We start from the raw sequence: 25,672 nt of genomic DNA, 5'->3' as shown, positions 1-25,672 counted from the left end.
CCGGAGCCCGCACCGCATGTTTGCCTATATTCTCAAACGCCTGTTGCTGATGATCCCGACCTTGTTCGGGGTGCTGCTGCTGACTTTTGTGGTGATCCAGTTTGTGCCCGGTGGCCCGGTCGAGCAGTACCTGGCCGAGGCCAAGGCCGGCGCTGGCGGCGGTGCCGAGGGCGGCGGCATGAGCTACCGCGGCGCGCAGGGCATAGACCAGAAGCGGCTCGACGAGATCAAGGCCTTGTACGGCTTTGACAAGCCGCCCATTGAGCGCTTTGTGCAGATGCTCGGCCAGTTTGCCCAGTTCGATCTGGGGCGCAGTTTTTTCCAGAACAAAAGCGTCTGGCAGCTCATCAAGGACAAGCTGCCGGTCTCCATCAGCCTGGGGCTGTGGACTTTTTTCATCAGCTACCTGATAGCGGTGCCGTTGGGCATTGCCAAGGCGGTGCGCGCCGGCTCGCGCTTTGATCTGGTCACTACCATCATCATCCTGGTCGGTTATGCGATTCCCGGTTTCGTGCTCGGCGTGGCGCTGCTGGTGGTGTTTGGTGGCCAGCTGGCCTGGTTTCCGCTGCGCGGGCTGACTTCGTCGGGCTGGGAAGAGATGGGTTGGGGCGCACGCATTGTGGATTACCTCTGGCACATCACCTTGCCGGTGACGGCCATGGTGGCGGGCAGTTTTGCCGTCACGGCCATGCTCACCAAGAATGCTTTTCTCGAAGAAATCCGCAAGCAATATGTGGTGACGGCCCGCGCCAAAGGCCTGGGCGAGCGCCAGGTGCTGTGGGGCCATGTGTTCCGCAATGCGCTGCTGCCGATCGTGACGGGCTTCCCGGCGGCCTTTATTGGCGCTTTCTTTACCGGCGCGCTGCTGATCGAGACGCTGTTCTCGCTCGACGGTTTGGGCCTGCTCAGCTACGAAAGCGTGATCCGGCGCGATTACCCGGTGGTGCTCGGCACCTTGTATCTGTTCACGCTGATCGGCCTGCTCACCAAGCTGGTCAGCGACCTGTGCTACGTGTGGGTGGATCCGCGCGTCAAATTTGACTGAGTGCCCGCCATGAGTCTTACGCCTGTCGCCCCCGCCGCCACGGCCCGCCGAGCCAGCGCCCAGTCACCCGCCGCCCGCGCCTGGCGGCGTTTTCGTGCCAACCGCCTGGGCTATTGGAGCCTGGTGCTGTTCGCCGTGCTGGTGGTGCTGAGCCTGTTGGCCGATTTGCTCTCCAACGACCGGCCGCTGGTGGTGCGCTACCAGGGCGAAACCTATTTCCCGCTGTTCAAGGATTACCCGGAAACCACGTTTGGCGGCGATTTCCACACCACCACCGATTACCTCGATCCCTTCATCGAGCAGCAACTGGCCAAAGACGGCAACTGGGCCATCTTCCCGCCTAACCGTTACGGCAAAAACACCATCAATTATTTTGCCAAGGCGCCCAACCCTTCTGCGCCCTCGCGCGCCAACTGGCTGGGCACCGACGACCGTGGGCGCGATCTGCTAGCGCAGCTGCTGTACGGCTTTCGTGTCAGCGTGCTGTTTGGCCTGGCGCTGACGGCGATAGGCACCGCCATCGGCATTCTGGCCGGCGCGATCCAGGGCTTTTTTGGCGGCAAGGTGGATCTGGTCTTCCAGCGCCTGACCGAAATCTGGAGCGCCATGCCCACCTTGTACCTGCTGATCATTTTCAGCGCGGTGCTGGCGCCCAGCACGGCCTTGCTGCTGGTGCTGCTGAGCCTGTTTGGCTGGATGGCGCTGGCCGATTATGTGCGCGTGGAGTTTTTGCGCAACCGGCAGATGGATTACGTCAAATCCGCGCAGGCGCTGGGCGTCTCGAGCCGCTCGATCATGTGGCGCCACATCTTGCCCAACAGCATGACGCCGGTGGTCACGTTTTTGCCTTTCCAGATGAGCTCGGCCATTCTCACGCTCACCTCGCTCGATTTTCTCGGCCTCGGCGTGCCGCCCGGCACACCGAGCCTGGGCGAGCTGCTGAGCCAGGGCAAGAACAATATCGATGCGTGGTGGATTTCGCTGTCCACCTTTGCCGTGCTGGTGATCACCTTGCTGCTGCTCACCTTCATGGGCGATGCGCTGCGCGACGCGCTGGACCCGCGCAAACAGCTGAGCACGCCGCCCTCCACAGACAAAAAAGCCGCGGCCGCTGTGCCCCACACGGCCAGCACGGCAGCTGCCGGCCCGGAGGTGCACCATGGCTGAAATTTCGCAAGGCGTGCCAGCGCCGCTGTTGCAGGTGAGCGATCTGCATGTGGGCTTTGGCGGCAAAGATGTGGTCAAAGGCGTGGGCTTTTGCATCCAGCCCGGCGAAAAGCTCGCCCTGGTGGGCGAATCGGGCTCGGGCAAAACCGTCACAGCGCTGTCGCTGCTGCGCCTGGTGGGCGATGCCCAGTTGCGCGGCGAAGCCTTGATGGGCGGGCGCAATCTGCTGCAAATCTCCGAGAAGGAGATACAGGCGGTGCGCGGCGATGAGATTGCCGTCATCTTTCAGGAGCCGATGACGGCGCTGAACCCGCTGATGACCATGGGCACCCAAATTGCCGAGGTGTTGCAGCTCAAGCAAGGGCTGGACGACAAGGCCGCCTGGGCGCAGGCGGTGCAATTGCTGGCCACCACCGGCATCCCCGAGCCCGAGCGCCGCGCCGCCAGCTACCCGCACCAATTGAGCGGCGGCCAGCGCCAGCGCGCCATGATCGCCATGGCCTTGGCCTGCAAGCCGCGCCTGCTGATTGCCGACGAGCCCACCACCGCGCTCGATGTGAGCTTGCGCGGCCAGATTCTGGATCTGCTGACCGAGTTGCAGCAGCAAACTGGCATGGCCGTGCTGCTGATTACCCACGATCTGCCGTTGGTGCGCCACTTTGCCGACCGTGTGGCGGTGATGGAAAAAGGCCTGCTCGTAGAGCAGGGCGATGTGGCCGATGTGTTTGCCGCGCCCCAGCACCCGTACACGCGCAAACTGCTGGCGAGCACGCCGCAGCGCAATGTGGTGCCCGCGCAGCCCGGCGCAGAGCCGGTGCTGACCACGCAAGATTTGCATGTGGCCTACGCCACGCATCTGCCCGGCATCAAAGGCTGGTTTCGCAAAGGGCGCTTTGAGGCGGTGCGCGGCGCAAGCATGCAATTGCCCAAAGGCCAGACGCTGGGTGTGATTGGCGAATCCGGCTCGGGCAAATCGACGCTGGCGCAGGCCATTCTGGGCTTGCTGCCGAGCACGGGCGAGCTGCGCATTGAGCAGCAAAAGTGGCAGTTGCCAGCGCAGCGCAACAGCGCAGCCAACCAGCAGTTGCGGCGCAAGGTGCAAGTGGTTTTTCAAGACCCGTTCTCGTCGCTGTCGCCGCGCATGACGGTGCAAGAGATCGTGGGCGAAGGCCTGCAGCTGGCGCAGCCCGGTATTGCCGAGGCGCAGCTGCAGCAGCAAGTGCTGGCGCTGCTGCACGAAGTGGGCATGAGCGAAGAGCAGTTTCCTGGCCTGCTGGAGCGCTATCCGCATGAGTTTTCGGGCGGCCAGCGCCAGCGCCTGGCGATTGCGCGCGCGCTCATCGTCAACCCCGAAATGCTGGTGCTGGACGAGCCCACCAGCGCGCTCGACGTCACCATCCAGCAGCAGGTGCTGGCTTTGCTGCAGCGCCTGCAAAAAGAGCGCGGCCTGAGCTATTTGCTGATCACGCACGACGTGGCCGTGATCCGCGCCATGGCGCATGCGGTGATGGTGATGAAAGACGGCCAGATTGTGGAAGCCGGCGAGGTAATGCAAGTGCTGGACGCACCACGCGAAGCCTATACCCAGCGCCTCATGGCCGCCAGCCTGGAGTTGACGCCATGAGTTCAGCCAGCCAAAAAACCATGCGCTGGAGCGTAGTGCCGGTGTTGCTGGCGGCAGCTTGGGCCTGCTCGGCGCAGACGCCAAGCGCGGCGCCATCCGGCCGGCAAACACCCGGCCATTTGCGCCTGGTAGACGATCTGGATCGCCCGCAAGACGGCTATTGCATCGACATTCTGGGCTCGGGCCAGCACATCCGCTTTGACATGCCGCTGAGCGCACACAACTGCAAGCCCGGTCTGTACCAGGACGAGGCGGTGGTTTTTGAGCCGGGCGGGCGCATCCGCTTCCCGGCTTACGACGCTTGCGTGACGGCGGCCGGCATCAACCAAAGCGTGCTGGCCGGCGCAGCGCTGATGCCCAGGCGTTGCGGCGAGCGCAGCCCGTTCTTGGAAGCCGATGCTTTGCAGCGCTTTGTTCACCGTGCCGACGGCCGCGTAGAGCTGGCTGGCTCGGGCCTGTGCCTGACGGTGGGCGAGCAATCCGGCCCCACGTTTGATGCTACGCACCGCTGGCGGGCGCTTTTCATGCAGCAGTGCGAGAAGGTGGCGTTGTCGCATTCGCGCTGGCGCTTTGTGGTGCCTGCAGCGGCACAGTGAGAGGCAGCGTTCTATGACCGAGCTTTTGCAAGTGACTGGCCTGGGCAAGCGCTTTGGCGGCGTGCAGGCGGTGGCTGATGTGGGCTTTGCCTTGCGCCGCGGCGAAGTGCTGGCCTTGATTGGCCCCAACGGCGCAGGCAAGACGACAACCTTCAACATGCTCAACGGCCAGTTGCGCGCCGATGCGGGCTCGGCGCTGCTGAACGGCACCGAGCTGGTGGGCAAGCTGCCACGCGATATTTGGCGCCTGGGCGTGGGTCGCACTTTCCAGATTGCCGAAACCTTTGCCTCGCTGACCGTGGTAGAGAACGTGCAGATGGCGCTGCTCTCGGCCGCCGGGCGCGTGTTCCGGCTGTGGCAGAAGGCGGCTGATTTTCAGCGCCAACAAGCCTTGGACTTGCTGGCGCTGGTAGGCATGCAAGAGCAAGCCGAGCGCGCCTGCAGCGAACTGGCCTATGGCGACGTAAAGCGCGTGGAGCTGGCTATTGCCATTGCGCACCAGCCCGCTTTGCTGCTGATGGACGAGCCCACCGCCGGCATGGCCGCCGCCGAGCGCCACCAGCTGATGGCGCTGACGCAGCGCCTGGCACGCGAGCGCGAGATGGCGGTGCTGTTTACCGAGCACAGCATGGACGTGGTGTTTGCCTATGCCGACCGCATCATCGTGCTGGCGCGTGGCCGCTTGATCGCCGAAGGCACCCCAGACGAGGTGCGCCACAACCCCGAAGTGCAAGCCGTCTATCTGGGCAAGGGCCAGACTTACGACAGCGAGGAGGCGGCATGACAGAACCAAGCGCTCAAGAGATGCTGCTGCAGGTAGAGCAACTCAACGCCTGGTATGGCGCGGCGCATATTTTGTTTGGCGTGTCGCTGAACGTGCGGCGCGGCGAGGTGGTGGCGCTGATGGGGCGCAACGGCGCGGGCAAATCCACCACGCTCAAGGCCATCATGGGCTTGCTGGAGCGGCGCAGCGGCAGCGTGCAGTTTCGGGGCCAGAGCATTGCCGAGGCCGATGCCTGGCAAATCGCTCGCCTGGGCCTGGGTTATGTGCCGGAAGACCGGCGCATCTTCACCGAACTGACGGTGCTGGAAAACCTGGAAGTAGGGCGCCAACCCGCCCGCCGCTGGTCAGACGGCAGCGTCGCCAGCGATTGGACGGTGGCCGAGCTGCTGGCTTTCTTCCCCAACCTGGCCGCCATGCCACAGCGCCCAGGCGGCCAGATGAGCGGTGGCGAGCAACAGATGCTCACCGTGGCCCGCACCTTGATGGGCAACCCTTACCTGGTGCTTTTGGATGAGCCATCGGAAGGCGTGGCGCCTGTCATCGTCGAGCAAATGGCGCAGATGATTTTGCAGCTCAAGGCACGCGGCGTGAGCATTTTGCTGTGCGAGCAAAACCTGCACTTCGCCCAACTGGTGAGCGACCGCGCCTATGTGCTGGAAAAAGGCGAGATCCAGTTTGAGGGCAGCATGGCTGAGCTGCAGCAGAGAGAAAAGTCAGGAGCCAAATTGGTGGGGGTTTGAAGCCTCAAGACTGCAAACCAAGCATGCATCAAAAAAGGAGCCGAAGCTCCTTTTTTTCTAACTCAGCGCTTACTATGAAGCGCCAGGCCTTTCACCACTGTCCGGTGGGGTTCACGCCATCCTGCATCACCCAGTGGATGCGGTCGGCCTCCACGCCCATCAGCTCGGCCTGGTAGACCAGGCGGTCGGTGGTTTCTCCGTCGAGCACAGGCGTGCGCGAGAGCAGTTTGAACGAATCGGTGGTGTCGCCCATGATCATGGCCCAGCGGTACTCCGGGTCGATCGCCACCACGTGGTAGCCCTCGAAAAACAGCCCCAGGAACGAGGCCTTCATGGCACCGAAATGGGGCGAACCGACAAAGCGCGCCGTGCCACTGGATTCCACCCAGCGGTGCGTGCCGGTGTGAAAGCCGCGACTGGTGATCGACAGGCTGCCATCGTCTTGCAGCACGTACTCGATGCGCGAGCGCGTCAGCGGCTTGCCCAGACCTTGCTCGATGCGGGCCACCTCGTACCAGTCGCCGACAAAGCGTTCCACATCAAAATCGGCCACGGGCTCGATCACGGCGGCCGGGCGTACGCTCTGGGGTTTGCTGCGCACCCACCAATAGGCCGCCAGGGCCGACAAACCCACCGCAACGGCCGGCAGCCACATCGAGCGGCCTGGCTGGGGGTTTTGCGGTTCTAGCTCGTCCATAAATCACCTTTCTCCTCAAAGATATGGAATTGACCTGCGGATCGTAAGCTGGTTCAAAAAATTTACAAGCACCCGGGCGCAAGCGCTTGTAGGCCAAGCACGTTTTGTGCGCCGCCTGGCGGCCCGGACTGTCGCCTGGCGGGCTAATTTCGCACGTTTGGGTGGGAATTAACCCCGGTTTTTGTCCAGCTGCCAGCCATCTGTGGCCTAATATCGCTTTTGTTTATCGCGAGGTCCCGCATGGGCAACAAAATCGTTACGGAAGCTGACCGCAAGTTCACCCCTCAACCTGCTTTGCCTAATGGCAAGAGCCTGCCTTCCGAAGGCCGTGGCCAAAAGGTCAGCCGTGCCCGTGGCACCGCTACCCGCAGCAAGAAGAACCCCGGCAAGCGTACGCACAAGGGCGGTTAATCCGTCTGCGGCCTTGCGGCGCACAGGTTTTGTGCCGTCCGCATGCCGCGCTTGCCACGATCAGGCGCGGCATGCGGATGGCGCACTTTCCGCAAAGGCTTGAAAAAAACCCGCATTCAGCTGAATGCGGGTTTTTTGTTGTCTGAACGCCAGGGCGATCAGGGTGCTCAGGCAACCGTCAGAGCTGGCGCAGTTTGCGGCGCAGCTCCAGCACTTCTTCCATCAGGTCGACCGTCATGGCGGCCAGTTGCGGGTCGGCGTCGTACATGTGTTCCAGCTGGGCTACGCGGCGTGCGCGCACGATGGCCGTGCTGGAAAAGCGCCAACTGGTGAGTGCAGCCGTGCTGCGTGTGCCGGTGCTGGGCGTGATAACGCCGTCGACGACGCGGGCCTGTACCCATTCCACGCTGCGGTGACAGGCGCGGGCCAGGGTGGCGGCGTCCAGGGCGCCGTCGTCCAGAATTTCCACCGTGGTGGTGTGAATGCTTGCGCTGTAGTGGCTCATGGTCAAACTCCTTGGCGGGGCTGGAAGCCGGCAAAGGCCTGGGCGAATGCGGCGTAGGCGGCCTTGGCCTGCTCGCTGTCAGCGGGCGGGGTGGTCAGTTGCAGTTCCAGGTACAGATCACCGGGCGCGGCGGCCGGCAAACCCTTGCCTTTGAGGCGCAGCTTGCGTCCGGCCGACCAGCCAGCGGGGATTGTCACCTCCAGCGTGCCTGCTGGTGTTTTGACTTCGGCGCTGCCGCCGAGCGCTGCTTCCCAGGGTGCCACGGGCAAAGGCATGTACACGTCTTTGCCTTCGGTGCGCCAGCGCTTGTCGGCGCGGAAGTGCACTTCAAGCAACAGATCGCCGGCTTCGCCGCCGTTGTAGCCGGGGCCGCCCTGGCCGGCGAGGCGAATCATTTGCCCTTCGCGCACGCCCTTGGGAATTTTGACTTGCAGCTGGCGTTCCTTCGTCTCCAGCGCGCCGTGTTCGTTGACGCTGCGGCCGTTCAAGGTCAGCACGCGCTCTGCGCCCTGGTAGCTGTCGATCAGGTCCAGCTCGATGCTGGCCTGCTGGTCGTCACCACGCATCGGCGGCATGCGGCCGCCGGCCGCACCGCCAGCGCGGCCACCGCGCTGGGCGCGGGCTGCGTCGCCAAACATCTGGCTGAAGAAATCGCTGTAGTCGGCGTCGCCGCCCATGTGTTGGCGGCTGAAGTGGAAATCGCCGCTGTCAAAGCCTTCGGCGCCGCCGAATGGGTTGCCGCCGCGCCCGCCGCCGCCGGCAAAGCCGCGTGGGGCGTCGAGCATGGCGTCGTACTCGGCACGCTTTTCCGCATCCGACAGCACGGCATTGGCCTCGTTGAGTTCGGCCATGCGTTTGTCGGCGTCTTTTTCCTTGCTAATGTCGGGGTGGTACTTGCGCGCCAGTTTGCGGTAGGCTTTTTTGATGTCTTCCGCTGACGCTTTTTTATCCACCCCCAGAATCTCGTAATAGTTCTTGTCCATGCACAGTGCTCCTGTTTGGTGTGGCGGCACCACTATTGTGGAGCCAGTTTGATTGCTCAGAATTTGGTAGCTTTTTTCAATGATTCAAGAGGGCGTTGTGCGAATTTCGCATGCCCAGGCCAAGGCGGCGCTGCCTTGTTGGTGGTAAAAACACGCTTTTGCGTCCAAGGATGGTATGGGTATGACTGTGGCTGCTTCCGCGCCCTGGCTGGTGGTGTGTCTGTGTGCCGAATGGTGCGGTACTTGCAAGCAGTACCAGCCCGCTTTTGAGCAGCTGGCGCAGGCTTTGCCGCAGCTGCAATTTGCCTGGCTCGATGTGGAAGACGAGGAAGAGGCGCTGGGCGAGCTCGATATTGTCACTTTCCCCACGGTGCTGGTGGCGCAAGGCGAGCAGGCAGTGTTTTTGGGGCCGCTGTTGCCGCAGATTGGCGTTTTGCAACGCATGTTGGAGCGTTTTGTCAGCGATGGTGCGGCGCCTTTGCCGGCGGGCGATGCGGCCCATGAGCTGCTGCGCAATACCCGGCGCGTACTGGCAGAGCGGGCGTCCTGATGGGGTGGTATCTGGCGCTGCAATATCCTCACAATCGTTGCAACGCTACTGGTTTGCCCCTATAATGGCTGGATACACGACCAACCGGGCGGTGCCAACCGCCCGTTTTTTTTGGTCGCATGTTTTTCAGCTCGAAGCTGCGGAATGTGTAACTTTCCGTGGCTCTCGGGTTTTTCGTATTTGCGGGATAAATAGCACACGTGAGCTTGCAAGAAATCGCACAACAAACGGTGACCGGCCTGGGTTATGACCTGGTGGAGATCGAACGCTCCGCAGCCGGTCTGCTGCGCATCACCATTGATCTGCCCTGGAGCGCGGAAGAAACCCGCCCCGAAGGCGTGCCAGAACAGTTTGTCACCGTCGAGGATTGCGAAAAGGTCACGCGTCAGCTGCAGTTTGCGCTGGAAGTCGACGGCGTCGATTACAAGCGCCTGGAAGTATCGTCCCCCGGCATCGATCGCCCATTGCGCCATGAGCAGGATTTCATCCGCTTTACCGGCCACGAGGTCGATCTGACGCTGAAAGAGGCCATTGGCAGCGCCGCCGAAGGCACGGCCATCAGCGCCAATCGCAAGAAATTCCGCGGCACGCTGGAGCGTACCGAGCAAGGTGGCTGGCAAATCGTCTGGAGCGATGCGCCCCCCGTCAAGCCGGGCGTGCGTGTCAGCAAAAAGCGCCCGCCAGCGCCCCTGCAGAGTCTGGGCTTCACGCTGGAAGAGCTGCGCGAGGCGCGTCTGGCGCCGATCGTCAGCTTCAAGGGCCGCGCTGCACGCGATGCGGACGCAGAGCAAGACTGAACCGAATGCTATGGAAGGTGTGTGGGTGCACCTTCTGTTTGAAGATTGAAATAGGAGAGTCGTCGCATGAATCGCGAATTGTTGATGCTGGTGGATGCCATCGCGCGCGAAAAGAACGTTGAGCGCGATGTGGTTTTTGGCGCTGTGGAATCTGCCCTGGCCCAGGCAACCAAGAAGTTGTATGAGGGCGAGGTGGATGTGCGCGTGGCCATCGACCGCGATACCGGCGACTACGACACCTTCCGCCGCTGGCTGGTGGTGCCCGATGATGCCGGCCTGCAAAACCCCGAAGCCGAAGAGATGCTGATGGATGCGGTCGACCGCAAGCCCGATGCCCAGATTGGCGACTATCTGGAAGAGCAGATCGAATCCGTGCCTATCGGTCGTATCGGCGCCATGGCGGCCAAGCAGGTGATCTTGCAAAAGATCCGCGACGCTGAGCGCGAAATGCTGCTCAACGAGTTCATGGCCCGTGGCGACAAGATTTTCTCGGGCACCGTCAAGCGCATGGACAAGGGCGACCTGATCGTGGAGTCGGGCCGTGTCGAAGGCCGTCTGCGCCGCTCGGAGATGATCCCCAAAGAAAACCTGCGCAACGGCGACCGCGTGCGTGCCATGATCATGGACGTGGATCTGACGCTGCGCGGCGCGCCCATCCTGCTCTCGCGCTCGGCGCCTGAATTCATGGTGGAGCTGTTCCGCAACGAAGTGCCCGAGATCGAGCAAGGCCTGCTGGAGATCAAGAGCTGCGCCCGCGACCCTGGCAGCCGCGCCAAGATCGCCGTGCTGAGCCACGACAAGCGTATCGACCCGATCGGTACCTGCGTCGGTTTGCGTGGCAGTCGCGTGAACGTGGTCACCAATGAGCTCGCTGGCGAGCGCGTCGACATCGTGCTGTGGTCGGAAGACCCGGCCCAGTTCGTGATTGGCGCTCTGGCCCCGGCCAATGTGTCGTCGATCGTGGTCGATGAAGAAAAGCATGCGATGGACGTGGTGGTGGACGAGGAAAACCTCGCGATCGCCATCGGCCGTGGCGGCCAGAACGTGCGTCTGGCCTCCGACCTCACCGGTTGGAAAATCAACATCATGGACGCGGCCGAATCGGCCCAGAAGCAAGAAGAAGAAACCAGTACTTCGCGCAAGCTGTTCATGGAAAAACTGGATGTGGACGCCGAAATCGCCGACATCCTGATCGAAGAAGGCTTCTCCAGCCTCGAAGAAGTGGCCTATGTGCCGCTGCAGGAAATGCTGGAGATTGAGAGCTTTGATGAAGAAACGGTCAATGAACTGCGTACGCGCGCCAAAGATGCGCTGCTGACGCTGGAAATTGCCCGTGAAGAGAGTGTTGCCCGTGTTTCCCAAGAACTGCGTGATCTGGAAGGGATGACGCCTGAGCTGGTCGCCAAGCTCGAAGCTGGCGGAATCCACACGCGTGACGAGCTGGCCGATCTGGCCATTGATGAATTGACCGAGCTGACCGGCCAGTCAGAAGACGACGCGAAAGCCTTGATTTTGAAGGCGCGCGAGCACTGGTTTGATGGACAGGAATAAGGTCAGGAGGCACGGAACAAGATATGTCGAGTAATACTGTTGCTGAGTTCGCCGCTGAACTCAAAAAATCGCCGGAAACCTTGCTGGAGCAACTGCAATCTGCAGGTGTGCCCAAGCAAGCTGCGTCCGATGCACTGACCGAGACCGACAAGCAAAAGCTGTTGTCTCACCTGCAGGCCGCGCATGGCTCTGCTGACCGCAAGAAGATCACCTTGACCAAGAAGTCCACCAGCGAAATCAAACAGGCTGACGCCACCGGCAAGGCCCGTACGATCCAGGTGGAAGTGCGCAAGAAGCGCACCTTCGTCAAGCGTGACGACGTGGCCGAAGCCAATTCGGAAGAGGCGATCAAGCACGCTGAAACCAAGCAAAAGGAAGCCGAGCACAAAGCCGATCTGGTCAAGCGCGAGGAAGAAGCCCGCCGCGAAGTGGACGCTATCAGCAAGCAAGAGGCCGATCTGGCGCAAGAGCGTGCGGAGCGCGCCGAGCGCGAGCGCCGCGAACGCGAAGCCGAAGAGCGCGCTGCCGCTTACGCCGCTTCCGAAGCCGCCAAGGTCGCTGAGGCCAAGGCCGCCAAGGAAGAGGAAAAGCGCGAGCACGCTGCCGAAGCCGCTGCCCGCCTGGCCGCCCAGGAAGAAGCCAAGCGCAAGGCCGAAGAAGAATCCAAGGCCCGCGAAGCCGAAGAAACCGCCCGTGCGGTCGACCTGGACGAGCGCCGCCGCAAGGCACTGGCTGAAGCCGAAGCTATCCGCGCCATGATGAACGCACCCAAGAAGGTGCTGGTGGCCAAGAAGCCTTCGGACGAGCGCAAGGAAGCCGCTGCCAAGGCCGCCGAAGCCAAGAAGGGCACGCTGCACAAGCCAGCCGCTGGCGCTGCCGGTGCGCCCAAGACGGGTGCTGGCGCCGGCGCAGGTGCCAACAAGGAAGTCAAGTCGGCCAAGCTGTCGTCGAGCTGGAGCAACCAGAACGACAGCAACGGCAAGAAGAAAGAAATCAAGACCCGTGGTGATTCCTCGGGTGGCGTGGGCAACCGCGGTGGCAACAACTGGCGTTCGGGCCCGCGTGGCGGTGGCCGCCGTGGCAATGACCGCCACGACCAGCGTCACCAGGCCGCCGCTCCGGTGGAAGCCCGCGTGCTGGACGTTTACGTGCCAGAAACCATCACCGTGTCCGAGCTGGCACACAAGATGGCGATCAAGGCGTCCGAAGTCATCAAGGCGCTGATGAAGATGGGCCAGATGGTCACCATCAACCAGCCGCTGGACCAGGACACCGCGATGATCGTGGTTGAGGAAATGGGCCACAAGGCGCACGTTGCCGCCCTGGACGATCCGGAAGCGTTCACCGCCGAGGAAGAATCCCAGGCCGAAGCAGAAATGCTGCCACGCGCACCGGTGGTGACCGTGATGGGTCACGTCGACCACGGCAAGACCTCGCTGCTGGATTACATCCGTCGCACCAAGGTGGCGGCGGGCGAAGCCGGTGGTATTACGCAGCACATTGGCGCCTACCACGTCAAGACCCCTCGCGGCATGATCACCTTCCTGGACACCCCCGGTCACGAGGCCTTCACGGCCATGCGTGCTCGCGGTGCCCAGTCGACCGACATCGTGATTCTGGTGGCCGCTGCCGACGACGGCGTGATGCCCCAGACCAAGGAAGCCATCAAGCACGCCAAGGCGGCTGGTGTTCCTATCGTGGTGGCCATCACCAAGGCCGACAAGCCTGATGCGAATCCTGACAAGGTCAAGCAAGAGCTGGTCGTTGAAGACGTGCTGCCAGAAGAATACGGCGGTGATTCGCCCTTCGTGGCCGTGTCGTCCAAGACCGGTGCTGGCATTGACGAGCTGCTCGAGCAAGTGCTGCTGCAAGCCGAAGTGCTGGAGTTGAAGGCGCCGGTGGAAGCCAACGCCAAGGGCCTCGTGATCGAAGCCCAGCTGGACAAGGGCCGCGGCCCTGTGGCCACGGTGCTGGTGCAGTCCGGTACGCTGAAGGTGGGCGATGTGGTGCTGGCCGGCCAAACCTATGGCCGCGTGCGCGCCATGATGGACGAAGACGGCAAGGTCGCCAAGGACGCAGGTCCTTCGATCCCGGTCGAAATCCAGGGTCTGTCCGATGTGCCGCAAGCCGGTGATGACTTCATGGTGCTGCCCGATGAGCGCCGCGCCCGTGAAATCGCCACCTACCGCGCTGGCAAGTTCCGCAACACCAAGCTGGCCAAGCAACAAGCGGCCAAGCTGGAGAACATGTTCGCCGAAATGGGTGCGGGCAACGTGCAAACGCTGCCTATCATCATCAAGGCCGACACCCAGGGTTCGCAAGAAGCGCTGGCCGCTTCGCTGCTCAAGCTCTCGACCGACGAGGTCAAGGTGCAGATGGTGTATGCCGGCGTCGGTGGTATCTCCGAATCGGACATCAACCTGGCCCTGGCTTCCAAAGCCATCGTCATCGGCTTCAACGTGCGCGCTGATGCGCAGGCACGCAAGACCGCCGAAGGCAATGATGTGGATGTGCGCTACTACAACATCATTTACGACGCCGTCGATGAGTTGAAGGCCGCCATGTCCGGCATGCTGGCTCCCGAGCAGCGCGAAGAGATCATCGGTATGGCCGAGATCCGCACCGTGTTCGTGGCCTCCAAGATCGGTACCGTGGCCGGTTCGTACATCACCCAGGGTCACGTTACCCGCAACGCACACTTCCGTCTGCTGCGCGACAACGTGGTCATCTACACGGGTGAGATCGAATCGCTGCGCCGCATGAAGGACGATGTCAAGGAAGTCAAGGAAGGCTTCGAGTGCGGTATCAAGCTGCGCAACTACAACGACATCAAAGAAGGCGACATGCTCGAAGTGTTCGAGATCAAGGAAATCGCCCGTACGCTGTAAAGCGATGGCAGTCAGCGCTTGGCGCGCAAGGGGTTCCACACGAAGCCTTTGCGCGGCAAGCGCTACTAGCTCCCAATTACTACATGGCAACCAAACGCAAATCTGCTGCACCCAACCGCAGCTTCAAAGTCTCTGACCAGATCCAGCGCGATCTGGCGGAGCTGATCGCGCGCGAGTTGAAGGACCCGCGGGTCGGCATGGTCACCCTGCAAGCGGTAGAGGTGACGCCCGACTACGCCCACGCCAAGGTGTACTTCAGCTTGCTGGTAGGCGATCCCGACCAGACCCAAGAGGCGCTGAACCAGGCCGCAGGTTTTCTGCGCAATGGCTTGTTCAAGCGTTTGCACATTCACACCGTGCCCACTTTGCACTTCATCTACGACCGCACCACCGAGCGTGCGGCCGACATGAACGCCCTCATCGCCAAGGCAGTGGCGTCGCGCGGCCCGGAAGAAGGTTAAGCGCATATGACCGCCACTCGTACCAGGGTGCAGCGGCGCCCTGTGCATGGGGTGGTGCTGCTCGATAAACCCATTGGCCTGTCCAGCAACGACGCCTTGCAAAAGGTGAAGTGGCTGCTGCGCGCCGAAAAAGCCGGCCACACCGGCACACTCGATCCGTTGGCTACTGGCGTGCTGCCACTGTGCTTTGGCGCCGCCACCAAGTTCAGCCAGCTGCAGCTCGATGCGCCGAAAACCTACGAAGCCGTCGTGTGCCTGGGTGCCACCACGACCACGGGCGACGCCGAAGGCGAGGTGCTGCAAACCTGGCCGGTGGACCGCGCCACGCTCACACCCGAGCTGCTGGAAGCGGCTGCTGCCCGGTTTCGTGGCCCCATCGAACAAGTACCGCCGATGTACAGCGCTTTGAAGCGCGACGGCAAAGCCTTGTACGAATACGCCCGCGCCGGCATCACGGTAGAGCGCGAAGCGCGTGCCGTCACCATCTTCCGCCTGGAACTGGCGCTGGATGCGGCGGTATCTGACTTCGTGGCCCTGAAAATGCTGGTGCAATGCAGCAAGGGCACGTATGTGCGCACGTTGGCCGAAGACATTGGCAAGGCCTTGGGCGCGGGCGCGCATTTGCGCAGCCTGCGTCGCATCGAAACCGGTGGCATTGATCTCTCGCGCTGCGTCACTATCGAGCAGATCGAAGCCACGCCCGATGCCGAGCGCCTGCAACACGTACTGCCGGTAGACACATTATTGGCAGAGCACACACGTGTCACGCTGGATAGTGATAATGCAGCCAGATTTTTGTCTGGCCTGCGCCGCCGAGGAGACTGGGCGGACGAGCAGGCCGTTGCGGTCTACGGAGAAGATCCTCCCGCGCTGCTTGGGGTAGCACATATCCGGGCGCGGGAGCTGATTCCCGACCGGCTGCTCAGCCCCATCGAGATACAACAAATTTTGGAAGGAACGCCGCGTCCACAAGCCAGCGGCATTTTGGAAACATCATGAGCAAACAAATCCGCAACATTGCGATCATCGCGCACGTTGACCATGGCAAGACCACCATGGTTGACCAGCTGCTGCGCCAGTCCGGTACCTTCGCCGAGCACGAAAAAGTCGTGGACACGGTGATGGACAACCACGCCATTGAGCGTGAGCGTGGCATTACTATCTTGGCTAAGAACTGCGCCGTCTCCTGGAACGGTACCCACATCAACATCCTCGACACCCCCGGCCACGCGGACTTCGGCGGTGAAGTGGAGCGCGCCCTGTCCATGGTGGACGGTGTGGTGCTGCTGATCGACGCGCAAGAAGGCCCCATGCCCCAAACGCGCTTTGTGACCAAGAAGGCACTGGCCCTGGGCCTCAAGCCCATCGTCGTGGTGAACAAGGTCGACAAGCCCGGTGCCAACCCCGACAAGGTCGTGAACGCTGCTTTTGACCTGTTCGACAAGCTCGGTGCTACCGACGAACAGCTCGACTTCCCCGTGGTCTACGCCTCCGGTATCAACGGCTGGTCGTCCAAGGAAGAGGGCGAGCCCGGTGCCCAATGGGGCCCCGACATGTCGGCCCTGTTCGAAACCATTCTGGAACACGTGCCTTCGGTGCAAGGCGATGCTTCGGCACCGCTGCAGCTGCAAGTCTCGGCGCTGGACTACTCCACCTTCGTGGGTCGTATCGGCGTGGGCCGCATCACCCAAGGTACGCTCAAGCCCGGCCAGCAAGTGGCCGTGATGGCCGGCCCCGACGGCAAGACCTACTCGGGCAAGATCAACCAGGTCCACACCTTCCAAGGTATTGACCGCGTGCAAGCGACCGAAGCCGGTCCTTCTGAGATCGTGCTGGTCAGCGGTATCGAAAACATCGGTATCGGCGAAACCATCACCGACCCGGCCAATCCCCAGCCTCTGCCGATGCTGAAGATTGACGAGCCCACGCTGACCATGAACTTCTGCGTGAACACCTCGCCTCTGGCAGGCCGCGAAGGCAAGTACGTGACCAGCCGCCAGATCTGGGATCGTCTGCAAAAGGAACTGCGCTCCAACGTGGCTCTGCGCGTCAAGGAAACCGACGAAGACGGTATCTTTGAAGTCTCCGGCCGTGGTGAACTGCACCTGACCATTTTGCTGGAAGAAATGCGCCGCGAAGGCTACGAGCTGGCTGTCTCCAAGCCACGCGTGGTGATGCAGATGATCGACGGCGTGAAGTGCGAGCCTATCGAGCTGGTGACGGCCGACATCGAAGAAGGCCACCAAGGCGGCGTGATGCAAGCCCTGGGCGAGCGCAAGGGCGAGTTGGTGAACATGGAACCCGATGGCCGCGGCCGCGTCCGTCTGGAATACCGCATCCCGGCCCGTGGCCTGATCGGTTTCACCAACGAATTCCTGAACCTGACCCGTGGTTCCGGCCTGATCGCCAACATCTTCGACAGCTACGAACCCCATAAGGGCGAAATCGGTGGCCGCAAGAACGGCGTGCTGATCTCGATGGACGACGGTGAAATCTTCACCTACGCCTTGGGCAAGCTCGACGACCGTGGCCGCATGTTCGTCAAGCCCAACGACCCCGTGTACGAAGGCATGATTGTCGGTATCCACAGCCGCGACAACGACCTGGTGGTGAACGCCACCCGTACCAAGCAGCTGACCAACTTCCGCGTCAGCGGCAAGGAAGACGCGATCAAGATCACGCCTCCTATCGAGCTGTCGCTGGAATACGGTGTGGAGTTCATCGAAGACGACGAGCTGCTGGAGATCACCCCCACCAGCCTGCGCGTGCGCAAGCGCTTCCTCAAGGAGCACGACCGCAAGCGTGCCCACCGCGAAAACAACGCTTAAGCGTTTTCGCTGCAGCTGGGCTGCAAGCACCACAAAGGCCGCAATTGCGGCCTTTTTTGCGGGCGGGGCAGTGCGGCTGGCAGTGGCTTCTCAGCTGGTCTCAGCACTGCAGTGCTTTGGGGCGAGCTTGTTGGATACGGGCAATCACATCGGCCAGCGCTTCTTCCGCTGCAGCCAGCTCAAACTGGGTTTGCAGGTTCAACCAAGACTGGGCTGAGGTACCAAAATAGGCGGCTAGGCGCACCGCCGTATCAGCGCTGATGCCCCGCAAGCCTTTGACGATCTCGTTGATGCGGCGCGGCGGCACATCAATCGCTTTGGCCAGCGCATACTGGCTCAAGCCCATGGGCTGCAGCCATTCCTCCATCAAGATTTCGCCGGGGTGCGGCCATGGGATTTGTCGGGCCATGTGGGCTTCCTTTCAGTGGTAATCGGGTAGCGCCGGCGCTCATAGGCCTCAATCAAAGTCACCAAGGCATCAAAGCTGACACCATCCGCACTGGTGGGGGCTGGTTCTGTTGCAGCATCAAAGAACGCCTCGGCCATTTTCAACGCGGCCAAGTAGTCTTCTTCGGTACGGATGGGGGTAAGCAGGAGTTTCATGCGTTGCGACCAATGAGCTACTTTGCGCCAGCCGCGCCCAAAGGCAAAGTCCAATGGATGGCGCATTTGCGCACCATCAATGGGTTCTGTAAATCGCCCCGTGCGGCAACCTACCCCAACCGCAAAAGCAAATCCCGCAGCCTCTGCGCCGTAGCCACCGGCTGGCGCTGGTTCAGCGCTAAGGCAATGCCGATATGCGGCAGGTTCTCGGTATCGGCCAGTTCGCGGAAGACCACGCCTGGGGTCGATGCCTTGGCCACCACGGCGGGCACCAGGGCCACGCCCAAACCTGCGCCAACCAAACTCACCAAGGTTTGCGCCTGCACGGCGTGTTGCTTGATTTGCGGCATGAAACCGGCGTTCTGGCAGGCTAGCACCACCAGCGCGTGCAGGCCGGGCACTTCGCTGGGGCGGTAGTTCACAAAGGGCTCGTTGGCCAGGTCGAGCAGGCGCAGCTCGTCCTTGATCAGCAGCGGGTTGCCGGCGGGCAGGGCGGCAATCAGGCGGTCGGGCTCGACCATGGTGATGGCCAGGTCGCTCGCCTGCGTTACCGGGTAGCGCAGCAGGCCGGCGTCGAAATCGCCGTTGGCGACATGGGTGCAGATCTCGCGCGTGGTGGATTCGGTCAGCACCAGATCGATGGCAGGGTAGGCGCTGCGAAAAGCCTGCACCAGCTGCGGGATCAGCGAGAAGGTGGCTGACCCGATAAAGCCGATATGCAGCCGCCCAATCTCGCCGCTGGCCGTGGATTGCGATACCGCTTTGACCTGCTGCGCATGAAAAAGCGCCAACTTGGCGCTCTCCAGCGCCGCAACGCCGGCGGTGCTGAGCATCGTGCCGCGCCGGTCGCGCTCGAACAGTTGCACGCCCAGCTCGTCTTCGAGCTTGCGGATCGACTGCGACAGCGGCGGCTGCGACATATGCAGCTGCTCAGCAGCCTGGCGGTAGTTCAAGGTATGCGCCAGCGTGACGAAGTGGCGCAGTTGGCGCAGGTCCATTGATATCTCCGGTGTATCAGCATCTGTCAATTAAGACATAGACATGTTGCTCGACCATATCAAATAATGGGCCCAACCACTATCACAACCAAGACGGAGACAAGCCTTGAGTGCATTGACAGGCGTGCGGGTGCTGGACCTTTCCAGCGTGATTTTCGGCCCCATGGCCAGCCAGGTGCTGGCCGATTACGGCGCAGAGGTGATCAAGATCGAGCCGCCCACGGGCGATTCCACGCGCTACACCGGCCCGGCCGTGGAGCCCGGTATGGCGGCCATGTTCATGGGTGCCAACCGCAGCAAGAAAAGCGTGGTGCTGGATCTGAAAACCGCCGAGGCGCAGGCCGCGCTGCATGCGCTGCTGCAGAGCACCGATGTCTTCATGCACAGCATGCGGCCGCAAAAACTTGCCAAGCTGGGGCTGGACCCGCAAACGCTGCGCCAGCAGTACCCGCGCCTCATTTACGTGGGGTTGCACGGTTTTGGCGAAGACGGGCCTTATGCCGGCCTGCCCGCGTATGACGATGTGATCCAGGGCATGAGCGGCCTGGCCGATCTGATGGAGCGCCAAACCGGCGAGGCGCGCTACCTGCCCACGATTGCGGCCGACAAAACCTGCGGCCTGGTGGGCGCACATGCGGTATTGGCCGCGCTGTTTCAGCGCGAGCGCACAGGCGAGGGCAGTTTTGTGGAAGTGCCCATGTACGAAACCATGGTTGGCTTCAACCTAGTCGAGCATTTTTACGGCATGCATTTCACGCCGCCGCTCAGCGGCGCGGGCTATCCGCGCGTGATGGCGCCCTGGCGCCGACCTTACAAAACGCTGGACGGCCACATCTGCATGATGCCGTACACCGACGCGCATTGGCGCAAGTTCTTTGGCGCAGTCGGCGAGCCGCAACTGGCTAGCGAAGAGCGCTTTGCTACGCAAGCTGCGCGCACCAAAAACATTGCCCAATTGCTGGAGGTGATGAGCAGCCACGTGGCGCAAAAAGACACGGCGTATTGGATAGCTACTTGCGAGCAGCTGGAGATACCTGCCGCGCCGGTGGCGCGCATGGACGATTTGCCGGCCGACGAACATTTGCAGGCCACGCAGTTTTTTGTAGAAAAAGACGACGCCAAGATGGGCCGGGTGCGTTTTCCGCGCTCTTCTGTGCGGATTGATGGCGAGCAAGCGCCCATCAGCATGCCGCCGCGCCTGGGCGAGCACACGCAAGCGCTGCTGCGTGAAGCGGGTTGGGACGATGCGCGCATTGCAGCGTTGCAAAACCCGCAAAGCTGAACCTATTGGCAGAGGAAAGAACATGAGCGCCAACCACATCATCACCACTGTCAGCAACCGCGCAGCCGCCTTGGCCGCCACGCCGCGCATGGGCCAGGGCTTTGTCTGGCAAGACTTGCAAGTGGGCCAGCAGCTGCGCACTTTCCGCCGCACGGTCACAGAGACGGACCTGGTCAACTTCATCAACACCACCGGCATGCTCGAAGCCATCTTTATCGAAGACGGCTACGACGGCGGTGCCATCCGCGGCCGCCCGGTGCCGGGCGCGCTCACTTACACGCTGATCGAAGGCTTCATCCTGCAAAGCATGATCCAGGGCACAGGCCTGGCCATGCTGGAGCTGCACCAGAAGATTCTTGGCCCGGTAGTGGTGGGCGACACCATCGAAGCGCTGGTGGAAGTTACCGGCATCAAGCCCACCAGCAAAGGCGGCCGCGCAGTGGTCACCTCGCGCATCGAGGTGTACAACCAGCGCCAGGAGCAGGTGATGGTCTACACGGCGGTGCGCTTGCTGGCCGGGCGCAGCTGAGTTGTTCGTAATCCCCAAAAAACAGGAGACAAACATGCAATCTTCATTGCCCTTGTTCACACGCCGCGCCATTGGGCTCGCGGTTGTCGCTGCGGCTGCGGCCAGTTGGGCGGGCGCAGTGCAGGCGCAAGACGCCTGGCCCAGCAAGCCGATCACCATGGTGGTGCCTTTTCCGCCTGGCGGGCCAACCGATATGGTGGCGCGCGTGCTGGCGCAGCAAGTAGGCCAGCAACTGGGGCAGACCGTGGTGGTCGACAACCGTCCGGGTGCCAACGGCAATATCGGCAATGCGCTGGTGGCCAAGGCGGCGCCCGATGGTTACACCGTGCTCTACAACACCTCGTCCATCTCGCTCAGCCCTTCGCTGTACAAAAAGCTGAGTTACGACGTGAACAAGGATCTGCGTCCGGTGGCGCTCACCGCCGTGGTGCCGCTGGGCCTGGTCGTCAACCCCAAACTGCCGGTGAACAATGTGCAGGAGTTTGTGCAGTACGCGCAGGCCAACAAGGGCAAGCTCTCGTACGGCTCGGCGGGCAATGGCAACGTCACGCACTTGGCGGCTTTTCAGGTGGTGCAGCATTTCAAGATTGACGCCAGCCACGTGCCCTACAAGGGCAGCGCGCCGGCCGACGTGGATTTGGTGGCCGGCCAGATCGACTTCATGACCGACACCATCAACTCGGTGGCGCCTTTCATCAAAGATGGCCGGCTCAAGCTGCTGGCGGTGAGCTCGTCCAAGCGCCTGCCCAATTTCCCCGATGCGCCAACCTTGGCCGAAAGCGGCATGACTGGCTTTGACGCAGGTGCTTGGCAAGGCGTGATGCTGCCCGCCAAAACGCCCGACGCCATTGTGCAGCGCCTGAACGCCGAACTGATGAAGGCGCTCAAAGACCCCGGCGTGCTGGAGAAACTGCGCCTGCAAGGCACCGAGCCCCTGGGCTCCACGCCGCAGGCTTATGGCGACTACATCAACAGCGAAATCAAGCGCTGGGCCGGTGTGGTCAAAAGTACCGGCGTATCGCTGGACTGAAACCAAGAAAGTGTGAAGCCATGACAATTCTGGATGGACTCGGCCTGACCAGCATCCCGCCCGAAGGCGAGGCGTTGCGCGCCCAGGTGCGGGCGTTTTTGCAAGACGCGGTCAAAGATATTCCGGCGCATATCCGCGCCAAATCCTGGAGCGGTTACGACCCGGCTTTCAGCCGCAAACTCGGCGCACAAGGCTGGCTGGGCATGACTTTCCCCAAAGCCTACGGCGGCCACGAGCAGGGCGCTTTTGCGCGCTACGTGGTGGTCGAAGAGCTGCTGAACTTTGGCGCGCCGGTGGGCTCGCACTGGATCGCCGAGCGCCAGAGTGCGCCGCTGATTCTGAAATACGGCACCGAGGCGCAAAAGCAGAAATACGTGCCGCCGGTAGCGCGTGGTGAGAGCTATTTCTGCATCGGCATGAGCGAGCCCAACGCCGGCTCCGACCTGGCCAGCGTGCGCACCCGCGCCGTGCCCAACGAGCAAGGCTGGTTGCTGAACGGCCAAAAAATCTGGACCACCAACGCCCAGCACTGCCAATACATGATCGCTCTGGTGCGCACCTCGGGCGAGGCGGCAGACCGGCACAAAGGCTTGTCGCAGCTGATTGTGGACTTGAGCCTGCCGGGCGTGACGGTACGCCCGATCGAAGACATGTCGGGTGACAGCCATTTCTGCGAAGTCTTTTTTGACAAGGTGCAACTGGCGCCTGACGCCTTGGTGGGCGCCGAAGGCCAGGGCTGGGAGCAGGTGACCGCCGAGCTCGCCTTTGAGCGCAGCGGGCCGGAGCGGCTGTTCTCGTCCATCGTGCTGTTCGACCAATGGTTGGCTTTCTTGCGCACCGAGAAAACGCCGCGCCCCGAATCTTTGCGCCTGGCGGGCCAGATTCTTACGCGCCTGGCACCGCTGCGTGCACTGTCGGTGGCGGTGCAAGAAAAGTTGGTGCAAGGCCAAAGCCCGATTGTGGAGGCCGCGCTGGTCAAAGACCAGGGCACGGTGCTGGAGCAGTACATTCCTGCCGCGATTGCCGACGACCTGATGGCCCGCGACGGCCAGCCGCTGCCGCCCGAGCTGCTGCAAACCCTGAACTACCTGACCCTGGTGTCGCCTTGCTACACCTTGCGCGGCGGCACGCGCAGCATTCTGCGCGGCATGATTGCGCGCGGCCTGGGCCTGCGCTGAGGAGACCAAGATGGACCATTTGATTGTTGATGCTCTGCGTGATTTGCTCATTGGCCAATGCACGCCAGCCGCAGTTCGCGCCATAGAAGCCGAAGTAGCGGCCCAGCCCGGCCAAGCCTCGGCCAGTGCCGCTGCGCTGTGGCAGCAGATCGAGGAAACCGGTTTTGCCGACCTGCTGCTGCCCGAAAGCGTTGGCGGTGCCGGCCTGGTGTTGCGCGATGCTTTCTCGGTGTGGGATTTGCTGGGCCAGCACGCCATGCCATTGCCCTTGGGCGAAACCATGTTGGCCCGCGCCTGGCTGGCAACTGCTGGCGCAAAAGTGCCGGCTGGCGCCATTGCGCTGGCGCCGCATTTGCTCGCTGTAGATGGCGGCGCTCAAGCGGCTGGCGTGCGCGGCGCGCGTGTAGCGGATTGGGTGCTGGCGCAAGAGGGCGCGCAACTGGTACTGCTGCCACTGGCTGCGGCGCAAGCCAGCCCGAGCATTTTTGTACTCGATGCCGATTTGCGCTGGGGCGCGGATGCGCTGGCGCAAGCACAGCGCGTGGCTGCACCGGCTTCCTTGCTGGTGGCGCAAGCCGGTTTGGTGTCTGCTTTGCTGGCAGGCGCTTTGCTCACTACTTTTGAGAAAACGCTGAACTTTGCCAACGAGCGCCAGCAGTTCGGCCGGCCAATTGGCAAGTTCCAAGCCATCCAGCACGAGCTGGCGGTGATGGCCGAGCACGTCAGCGCTTCCCGCATGGCTGCGCAGATTGCTTGCGAGGCCAATGGCTTGCAAGCCGATGCACTGAAAGTGGCCGTTGGCAAGGCGCGCACCAGCGAGGCGGCGGTGGAGGTGGCTTCGCTGGCGCATTCCATCCATGGTGCCATCGGCTTCACGACCGAGTTCGATCTGCAACTGTTCACCCGTCGCCTGCACCTGTGGCGCCAAACGGCCAACAGTGAAGCCTATTGGCAGCTGCAGGCCGGCCAGGCGCTGGTGGCGGCTGGCGGCATCAGCCTCGATGTCATCCGCCAGATCACCGACAGCACCGCGCCTGCTGCATAGGTGCACAGCAGTCTGCGTAAATTGGCACCTGATTGGCCGCAACCCGCGCCGTTTTTCGGCTAAGGTTGCGGTTTGTCCGTAGAAGAATGAGGAGTCAAGTCCGATGGCGGTCTATACCGAAGATGTGCAAAGCGAAGTCCGGGGCCGCGTCGGCCTGATCACCCTGAACCGCCCCAAGGCGCTGAATGCGCTGTCGCTGGCCATGGTGCGCGAGCTGATGGATGTGTTGCTGCGCTGGCAGCAAGATGCCAACGTGGTGGCCGTAGCCATCCGTGGCAGCAATAAGGATGGCGCTTTTGGCGCCTTCTGCGCGGGCGGCGACATCCGCTTTTTGCACGCAGCCGGCATGCAAGGCAACCCTGAGCTGGAAGATTTCTTCACCGAAGAATACGCACTCAACCACCTGATCCATAACTTTGGCAAGCCCTACATCGCCTTCATGGACGGCATCGTCATGGGCGGCGGCATGGGCATCAGCCAGGGCGGCACGCTGCGCATCGTGACTGAGCGCACCAAGATGGCCATGCCCGAGACGGCGATTGGCCTGTTCCCCGATGTGGGCGGCGGCTATTTCCTCTCGCGCTGCCCAGGCCACGCGGGCGAATACCTGGCCCTGACCGGCCAGATGATCGGCGCGGCCGACGCCATGGCCTACCAGTTGGCCGATGGATTTTTGCCCAGCGAAAAGCAGGCTGCGGTGTGGGAAGGTCTGGCCAACGGCAGTCTGGCCGACGCCAAGGCGGTGGAGGCTTTTGTCACCGCCCAATTGGCAGCTGCACCGGCTCGCGCTACGGCAGCGGTGGATGCGGAAATCGAGCAATTTTTTGCCCTGGCCGACGTGCCAGCCATCATCGGCGCGCTCGAAGCGGCCAGCAGCGAGTTTGCCAAAACCACGGCTGCCACCTTGCGCAAGCGCTCGCCGCTGATGCTGTACGTGGTGCTGGAGCAAGTGCGCCGCGCCCGCCAGCAAACCCTGGCGCAAGACCTGCGCATGGAGCGCGACATGGTGCGCCACTGCTTCTACCTGCGGGCAGACCGCAAGAGCGAAACGCTGGAAGGCATTCGCGCACTGGCCGTGGACAAAGACCACAACCCGCAATGGAGCCCGGCGCGCATTGAAGAGGTGGATCTGAACGAAGTGGCGCAAATGTTTGTGAGCCCCTGGCCCGCCCACTCGCACCCGCTCAAAGATCTGGCCTGACTTAAAACCCAAGGTTCCTCACTGATTCGCGGGGCGCAAGTATGGTGCTGAAGCTGGCAGCAATGCCTGTGTAAAGAGTCTTCGTTTTGAGGTGGTGATATGGCCGCGTATGCTTTGTTGCGGGGGCTTGCCGTACCCAGGTACTGTCTGCACCCCCGACGCCGCGCCTACGCGACCAT

At 62.3% G+C, this 25,672-nt stretch carries 26 protein-coding genes; 20 read left to right on the top strand and 6 right to left on the bottom strand.

The window, feature by feature from the left end:
• The first annotated feature begins 16 nt into the window (after window positions 1-16).
• The 6 genes from ACFIQF_RS10405 to ACFIQF_RS10380 are packed head-to-tail and all read left to right on the top strand — an operon-like array spanning window position 17 to window position 5,956.
• On the top strand, window positions 17-1,045 hold the full coding sequence (locus ACFIQF_RS10405; RefSeq protein WP_393942567.1) for a microcin C ABC transporter permease YejB: 1,029 nt from the start codon (window positions 17-19) through the stop codon (window positions 1,043-1,045).
• Window positions 1,046-1,054: 9 nt separating this feature from the next.
• Window positions 1,055-2,212 carry an ABC transporter permease gene (locus ACFIQF_RS10400; RefSeq protein ID WP_393942565.1) on the top strand — a complete coding sequence of 386 codons (1,158 nt, stop codon included), beginning with the start codon at window positions 1,055-1,057 and terminating at the stop codon, window positions 2,210-2,212.
• Window positions 2,205-3,836, top strand: a complete 1,632-nt coding sequence (locus ACFIQF_RS10395) for an ABC transporter ATP-binding protein (protein ID WP_393942563.1) — start codon at window positions 2,205-2,207, stop codon at window positions 3,834-3,836. The genes ACFIQF_RS10400 and ACFIQF_RS10395 overlap by 8 nt, the downstream gene beginning before the upstream one ends.
• Window positions 3,833-4,432 carry a hypothetical protein gene (locus tag ACFIQF_RS10390; protein WP_393942561.1) on the top strand — a complete coding sequence of 200 codons (600 nt, stop codon included), beginning with the start codon at window positions 3,833-3,835 and terminating at the stop codon, window positions 4,430-4,432. Before ACFIQF_RS10395 ends, ACFIQF_RS10390 begins: the two co-directional genes overlap by 4 nt.
• A gap of 13 nt (window positions 4,433-4,445) precedes the next feature.
• Entirely contained in the window at window positions 4,446-5,216 is a 771-nt protein-coding gene (locus ACFIQF_RS10385) for an ABC transporter ATP-binding protein (protein WP_393942559.1), read from the top strand.
• Window positions 5,213-5,956, top strand: coding sequence for an ABC transporter ATP-binding protein (locus ACFIQF_RS10380; protein WP_393942558.1), 744 nt, complete (start codon window positions 5,213-5,215; stop codon window positions 5,954-5,956). Before ACFIQF_RS10385 ends, ACFIQF_RS10380 begins: the two co-directional genes overlap by 4 nt.
• A gap of 91 nt (window positions 5,957-6,047) precedes the next feature.
• On the opposite strand, the gene ACFIQF_RS10375 is transcribed toward ACFIQF_RS10380, so the two are convergent.
• Window positions 6,048-6,653 (bottom strand): lipocalin family protein, encoded by a 606-nt coding sequence (locus tag ACFIQF_RS10375; protein WP_393942557.1) that lies wholly within the window; start codon window positions 6,651-6,653, stop codon window positions 6,048-6,050.
• A gap of 240 nt (window positions 6,654-6,893) precedes the next feature.
• Between ACFIQF_RS10375 and ACFIQF_RS10370 the strand changes: the two genes are divergently transcribed.
• Window positions 6,894-7,064 carry a hypothetical protein gene (locus ACFIQF_RS10370; RefSeq protein ID WP_393942555.1) on the top strand — a complete coding sequence of 57 codons (171 nt, stop codon included), beginning with the start codon at window positions 6,894-6,896 and terminating at the stop codon, window positions 7,062-7,064.
• A gap of 178 nt (window positions 7,065-7,242) precedes the next feature.
• Here the strand turns inward: ACFIQF_RS10370 and ACFIQF_RS10365 are convergent, their stop codons facing one another.
• Together ACFIQF_RS10365 and ACFIQF_RS10360 are read right to left on the bottom strand one after the other, a co-directional pair.
• Window positions 7,243-7,569 carry a chaperone modulator CbpM gene (locus ACFIQF_RS10365; protein ID WP_393942553.1) on the bottom strand — a complete coding sequence of 109 codons (327 nt, stop codon included), beginning with the start codon at window positions 7,567-7,569 and terminating at the stop codon, window positions 7,243-7,245.
• A 2-nt stretch (window positions 7,570-7,571) separates the two neighbouring features.
• Window positions 7,572-8,552: a DnaJ C-terminal domain-containing protein gene (locus ACFIQF_RS10360; RefSeq protein ID WP_393942552.1), complete on the bottom strand. Its 981-nt coding sequence runs from the start codon at window positions 8,550-8,552 to the stop codon at window positions 7,572-7,574.
• A gap of 175 nt (window positions 8,553-8,727) precedes the next feature.
• On the opposite strand from ACFIQF_RS10360, the gene ACFIQF_RS10355 reads away from it, so the two are divergent.
• The 7 genes from ACFIQF_RS10355 to typA all read left to right on the top strand — a co-directional run bounded on the left by ACFIQF_RS10355 (window position 8,728) and on the right by typA (window position 17,627).
• The gene (locus ACFIQF_RS10355) at window positions 8,728-9,102 is read left to right on the top strand and encodes a thioredoxin family protein (protein ID WP_393942551.1); all 375 of its coding nucleotides are present in this window, start codon (window positions 8,728-8,730) and stop codon (window positions 9,100-9,102) included.
• A 200-nt stretch (window positions 9,103-9,302) separates the two neighbouring features.
• Window positions 9,303-9,899, top strand: coding sequence for a ribosome maturation factor RimP (gene rimP, locus ACFIQF_RS10350; RefSeq protein WP_393942550.1), 597 nt, complete (start codon window positions 9,303-9,305; stop codon window positions 9,897-9,899).
• A gap of 66 nt (window positions 9,900-9,965) precedes the next feature.
• On the top strand, window positions 9,966-11,450 hold the full coding sequence (gene nusA / locus ACFIQF_RS10345) for a transcription termination factor NusA (RefSeq protein WP_393942549.1): 1,485 nt from the start codon (window positions 9,966-9,968) through the stop codon (window positions 11,448-11,450).
• A gap of 23 nt (window positions 11,451-11,473) precedes the next feature.
• The gene (infB, locus tag ACFIQF_RS10340) at window positions 11,474-14,338 is read left to right on the top strand and encodes a translation initiation factor IF-2 (protein WP_393942548.1); all 2,865 of its coding nucleotides are present in this window, start codon (window positions 11,474-11,476) and stop codon (window positions 14,336-14,338) included.
• 83 nt (window positions 14,339-14,421) lie between these two features.
• Window positions 14,422-14,799: a 30S ribosome-binding factor RbfA gene (gene rbfA, locus ACFIQF_RS10335; protein WP_393942546.1), complete on the top strand. Its 378-nt coding sequence runs from the start codon at window positions 14,422-14,424 to the stop codon at window positions 14,797-14,799.
• 6 nt (window positions 14,800-14,805) lie between these two features.
• Window positions 14,806-15,798, top strand: a complete 993-nt coding sequence (gene truB / locus ACFIQF_RS10330; RefSeq protein WP_393942544.1) for a tRNA pseudouridine(55) synthase TruB — start codon at window positions 14,806-14,808, stop codon at window positions 15,796-15,798.
• Window positions 15,795-17,627 (top strand): translational GTPase TypA, encoded by a 1,833-nt coding sequence (gene typA / locus ACFIQF_RS10325; RefSeq protein ID WP_393942542.1) that lies wholly within the window; start codon window positions 15,795-15,797, stop codon window positions 17,625-17,627. Before truB ends, typA begins: the two co-directional genes overlap by 4 nt.
• Window positions 17,628-17,727: 100 nt before the next feature.
• Here the strand turns inward: typA and ACFIQF_RS10320 are convergent, their stop codons facing one another.
• Genes ACFIQF_RS10320 through ACFIQF_RS10310 form a run of 3 tightly spaced genes read right to left on the bottom strand, consistent with a single transcriptional unit; the run spans window position 17,728 to window position 19,228 of the window.
• Window positions 17,728-18,036 carry a HigA family addiction module antitoxin gene (locus ACFIQF_RS10320; protein ID WP_393942540.1) on the bottom strand — a complete coding sequence of 103 codons (309 nt, stop codon included), beginning with the start codon at window positions 18,034-18,036 and terminating at the stop codon, window positions 17,728-17,730.
• The gene (locus ACFIQF_RS10315) at window positions 17,994-18,296 is read right to left on the bottom strand and encodes a hypothetical protein (RefSeq protein ID WP_393942538.1); all 303 of its coding nucleotides are present in this window, start codon (window positions 18,294-18,296) and stop codon (window positions 17,994-17,996) included. Before ACFIQF_RS10315 ends, ACFIQF_RS10320 begins: the two co-directional genes overlap by 43 nt.
• Before the next feature lie 44 nt (window positions 18,297-18,340).
• Complete coding sequence (locus ACFIQF_RS10310; protein WP_393942537.1) at window positions 18,341-19,228, bottom strand: LysR family transcriptional regulator; 888 nt, start codon at window positions 19,226-19,228, stop codon at window positions 18,341-18,343.
• A 106-nt stretch (window positions 19,229-19,334) separates the two neighbouring features.
• Here ACFIQF_RS10310 and ACFIQF_RS10305 point away from each other — a divergent pair, with 106 nt between their 5' ends.
• From ACFIQF_RS10305 to ACFIQF_RS10280, 6 genes are all read left to right on the top strand, one after another.
• Entirely contained in the window at window positions 19,335-20,510 is a 1,176-nt protein-coding gene (locus tag ACFIQF_RS10305) for a CaiB/BaiF CoA transferase family protein (protein ID WP_393942535.1), read from the top strand.
• A 22-nt stretch (window positions 20,511-20,532) separates the two neighbouring features.
• On the top strand, window positions 20,533-21,039 hold the full coding sequence (locus ACFIQF_RS10300; RefSeq protein ID WP_393942533.1) for a MaoC family dehydratase: 507 nt from the start codon (window positions 20,533-20,535) through the stop codon (window positions 21,037-21,039).
• A gap of 34 nt (window positions 21,040-21,073) precedes the next feature.
• Complete coding sequence (locus ACFIQF_RS10295; protein WP_393942531.1) at window positions 21,074-22,069, top strand: Bug family tripartite tricarboxylate transporter substrate binding protein; 996 nt, start codon at window positions 21,074-21,076, stop codon at window positions 22,067-22,069.
• A 20-nt stretch (window positions 22,070-22,089) separates the two neighbouring features.
• The gene (locus ACFIQF_RS10290) at window positions 22,090-23,247 is read left to right on the top strand and encodes an acyl-CoA dehydrogenase family protein (RefSeq protein ID WP_393942530.1); all 1,158 of its coding nucleotides are present in this window, start codon (window positions 22,090-22,092) and stop codon (window positions 23,245-23,247) included.
• A 10-nt stretch (window positions 23,248-23,257) separates the two neighbouring features.
• Entirely contained in the window at window positions 23,258-24,292 is a 1,035-nt protein-coding gene (locus tag ACFIQF_RS10285) for an acyl-CoA dehydrogenase family protein (RefSeq protein ID WP_393942528.1), read from the top strand.
• 103 nt (window positions 24,293-24,395) lie between these two features.
• A complete protein-coding gene (locus tag ACFIQF_RS10280; RefSeq protein WP_393942527.1) occupies window positions 24,396-25,493 on the top strand; it encodes an enoyl-CoA hydratase/isomerase family protein in 1,098 nt (365 codons plus the stop codon).
• Window positions 25,494-25,672 lie beyond the last annotated feature (179 nt).

This window comes from Comamonas trifloxystrobinivorans (assembly GCF_043359985.1).
Taxonomy (GTDB): Bacteria; Pseudomonadota; Gammaproteobacteria; order Burkholderiales; family Burkholderiaceae_C; genus Comamonas; species Comamonas trifloxystrobinivorans.
Note: the sequence above shows the minus strand (reverse complement) of the source record. Positions and strands in the feature narration are given on the sequence as shown.

Bases quoted from the DNA above. Each gene is read 5' to 3' on its own strand.
- ACFIQF_RS10405 (WP_393942567.1), top strand. From the start codon at position 17: ATGTTTGCCTATATTCTCAAACGCCTGTTGCTGATGATCCCGACCTTG.
- ACFIQF_RS10400 (WP_393942565.1), top strand. From the start codon at position 1,055: ATGAGTCTTACGCCTGTCGCCCCCGCCGCCACGGCCCGCCGAGCCAGC.
- ACFIQF_RS10395 (WP_393942563.1), top strand. From the start codon at position 2,205: ATGGCTGAAATTTCGCAAGGCGTGCCAGCGCCGCTGTTGCAGGTGAGC.
- ACFIQF_RS10390 (WP_393942561.1), top strand. From the start codon at position 3,833: ATGAGTTCAGCCAGCCAAAAAACCATGCGCTGGAGCGTAGTGCCGGTG.
- ACFIQF_RS10385 (WP_393942559.1), top strand. From the start codon at position 4,446: ATGACCGAGCTTTTGCAAGTGACTGGCCTGGGCAAGCGCTTTGGCGGC.
- ACFIQF_RS10380 (WP_393942558.1), top strand. From the start codon at position 5,213: ATGACAGAACCAAGCGCTCAAGAGATGCTGCTGCAGGTAGAGCAACTC.
- ACFIQF_RS10375 (WP_393942557.1), bottom strand. From the start codon at position 6,653: ATGGACGAGCTAGAACCGCAAAACCCCCAGCCAGGCCGCTCGATGTGG.
- ACFIQF_RS10370 (WP_393942555.1), top strand. From the start codon at position 6,894: ATGGGCAACAAAATCGTTACGGAAGCTGACCGCAAGTTCACCCCTCAA.
- ACFIQF_RS10365 (WP_393942553.1), bottom strand. From the start codon at position 7,569: ATGAGCCACTACAGCGCAAGCATTCACACCACCACGGTGGAAATTCTG.
- ACFIQF_RS10360 (WP_393942552.1), bottom strand. From the start codon at position 8,552: ATGGACAAGAACTATTACGAGATTCTGGGGGTGGATAAAAAAGCGTCA.
- ACFIQF_RS10355 (WP_393942551.1), top strand. From the start codon at position 8,728: ATGGGTATGACTGTGGCTGCTTCCGCGCCCTGGCTGGTGGTGTGTCTG.
- nusA (WP_393942549.1), top strand. From the start codon at position 9,966: ATGAATCGCGAATTGTTGATGCTGGTGGATGCCATCGCGCGCGAAAAG.
- infB (WP_393942548.1), top strand. From the start codon at position 11,474: ATGTCGAGTAATACTGTTGCTGAGTTCGCCGCTGAACTCAAAAAATCG.
- rbfA (WP_393942546.1), top strand. From the start codon at position 14,422: ATGGCAACCAAACGCAAATCTGCTGCACCCAACCGCAGCTTCAAAGTC.
- truB (WP_393942544.1), top strand. From the start codon at position 14,806: ATGACCGCCACTCGTACCAGGGTGCAGCGGCGCCCTGTGCATGGGGTG.
- typA (WP_393942542.1), top strand. From the start codon at position 15,795: ATGAGCAAACAAATCCGCAACATTGCGATCATCGCGCACGTTGACCAT.
- ACFIQF_RS10320 (WP_393942540.1), bottom strand. From the start codon at position 18,036: ATGGCCCGACAAATCCCATGGCCGCACCCCGGCGAAATCTTGATGGAG.
- ACFIQF_RS10315 (WP_393942538.1), bottom strand. From the start codon at position 18,296: ATGCGCCATCCATTGGACTTTGCCTTTGGGCGCGGCTGGCGCAAAGTA.
- ACFIQF_RS10310 (WP_393942537.1), bottom strand. From the start codon at position 19,228: ATGGACCTGCGCCAACTGCGCCACTTCGTCACGCTGGCGCATACCTTG.
- ACFIQF_RS10300 (WP_393942533.1), top strand. From the start codon at position 20,533: ATGAGCGCCAACCACATCATCACCACTGTCAGCAACCGCGCAGCCGCC.
- ACFIQF_RS10295 (WP_393942531.1), top strand. From the start codon at position 21,074: ATGCAATCTTCATTGCCCTTGTTCACACGCCGCGCCATTGGGCTCGCG.
- ACFIQF_RS10290 (WP_393942530.1), top strand. From the start codon at position 22,090: ATGACAATTCTGGATGGACTCGGCCTGACCAGCATCCCGCCCGAAGGC.
- ACFIQF_RS10285 (WP_393942528.1), top strand. From the start codon at position 23,258: ATGGACCATTTGATTGTTGATGCTCTGCGTGATTTGCTCATTGGCCAA.
- ACFIQF_RS10280 (WP_393942527.1), top strand. From the start codon at position 24,396: ATGGCGGTCTATACCGAAGATGTGCAAAGCGAAGTCCGGGGCCGCGTC.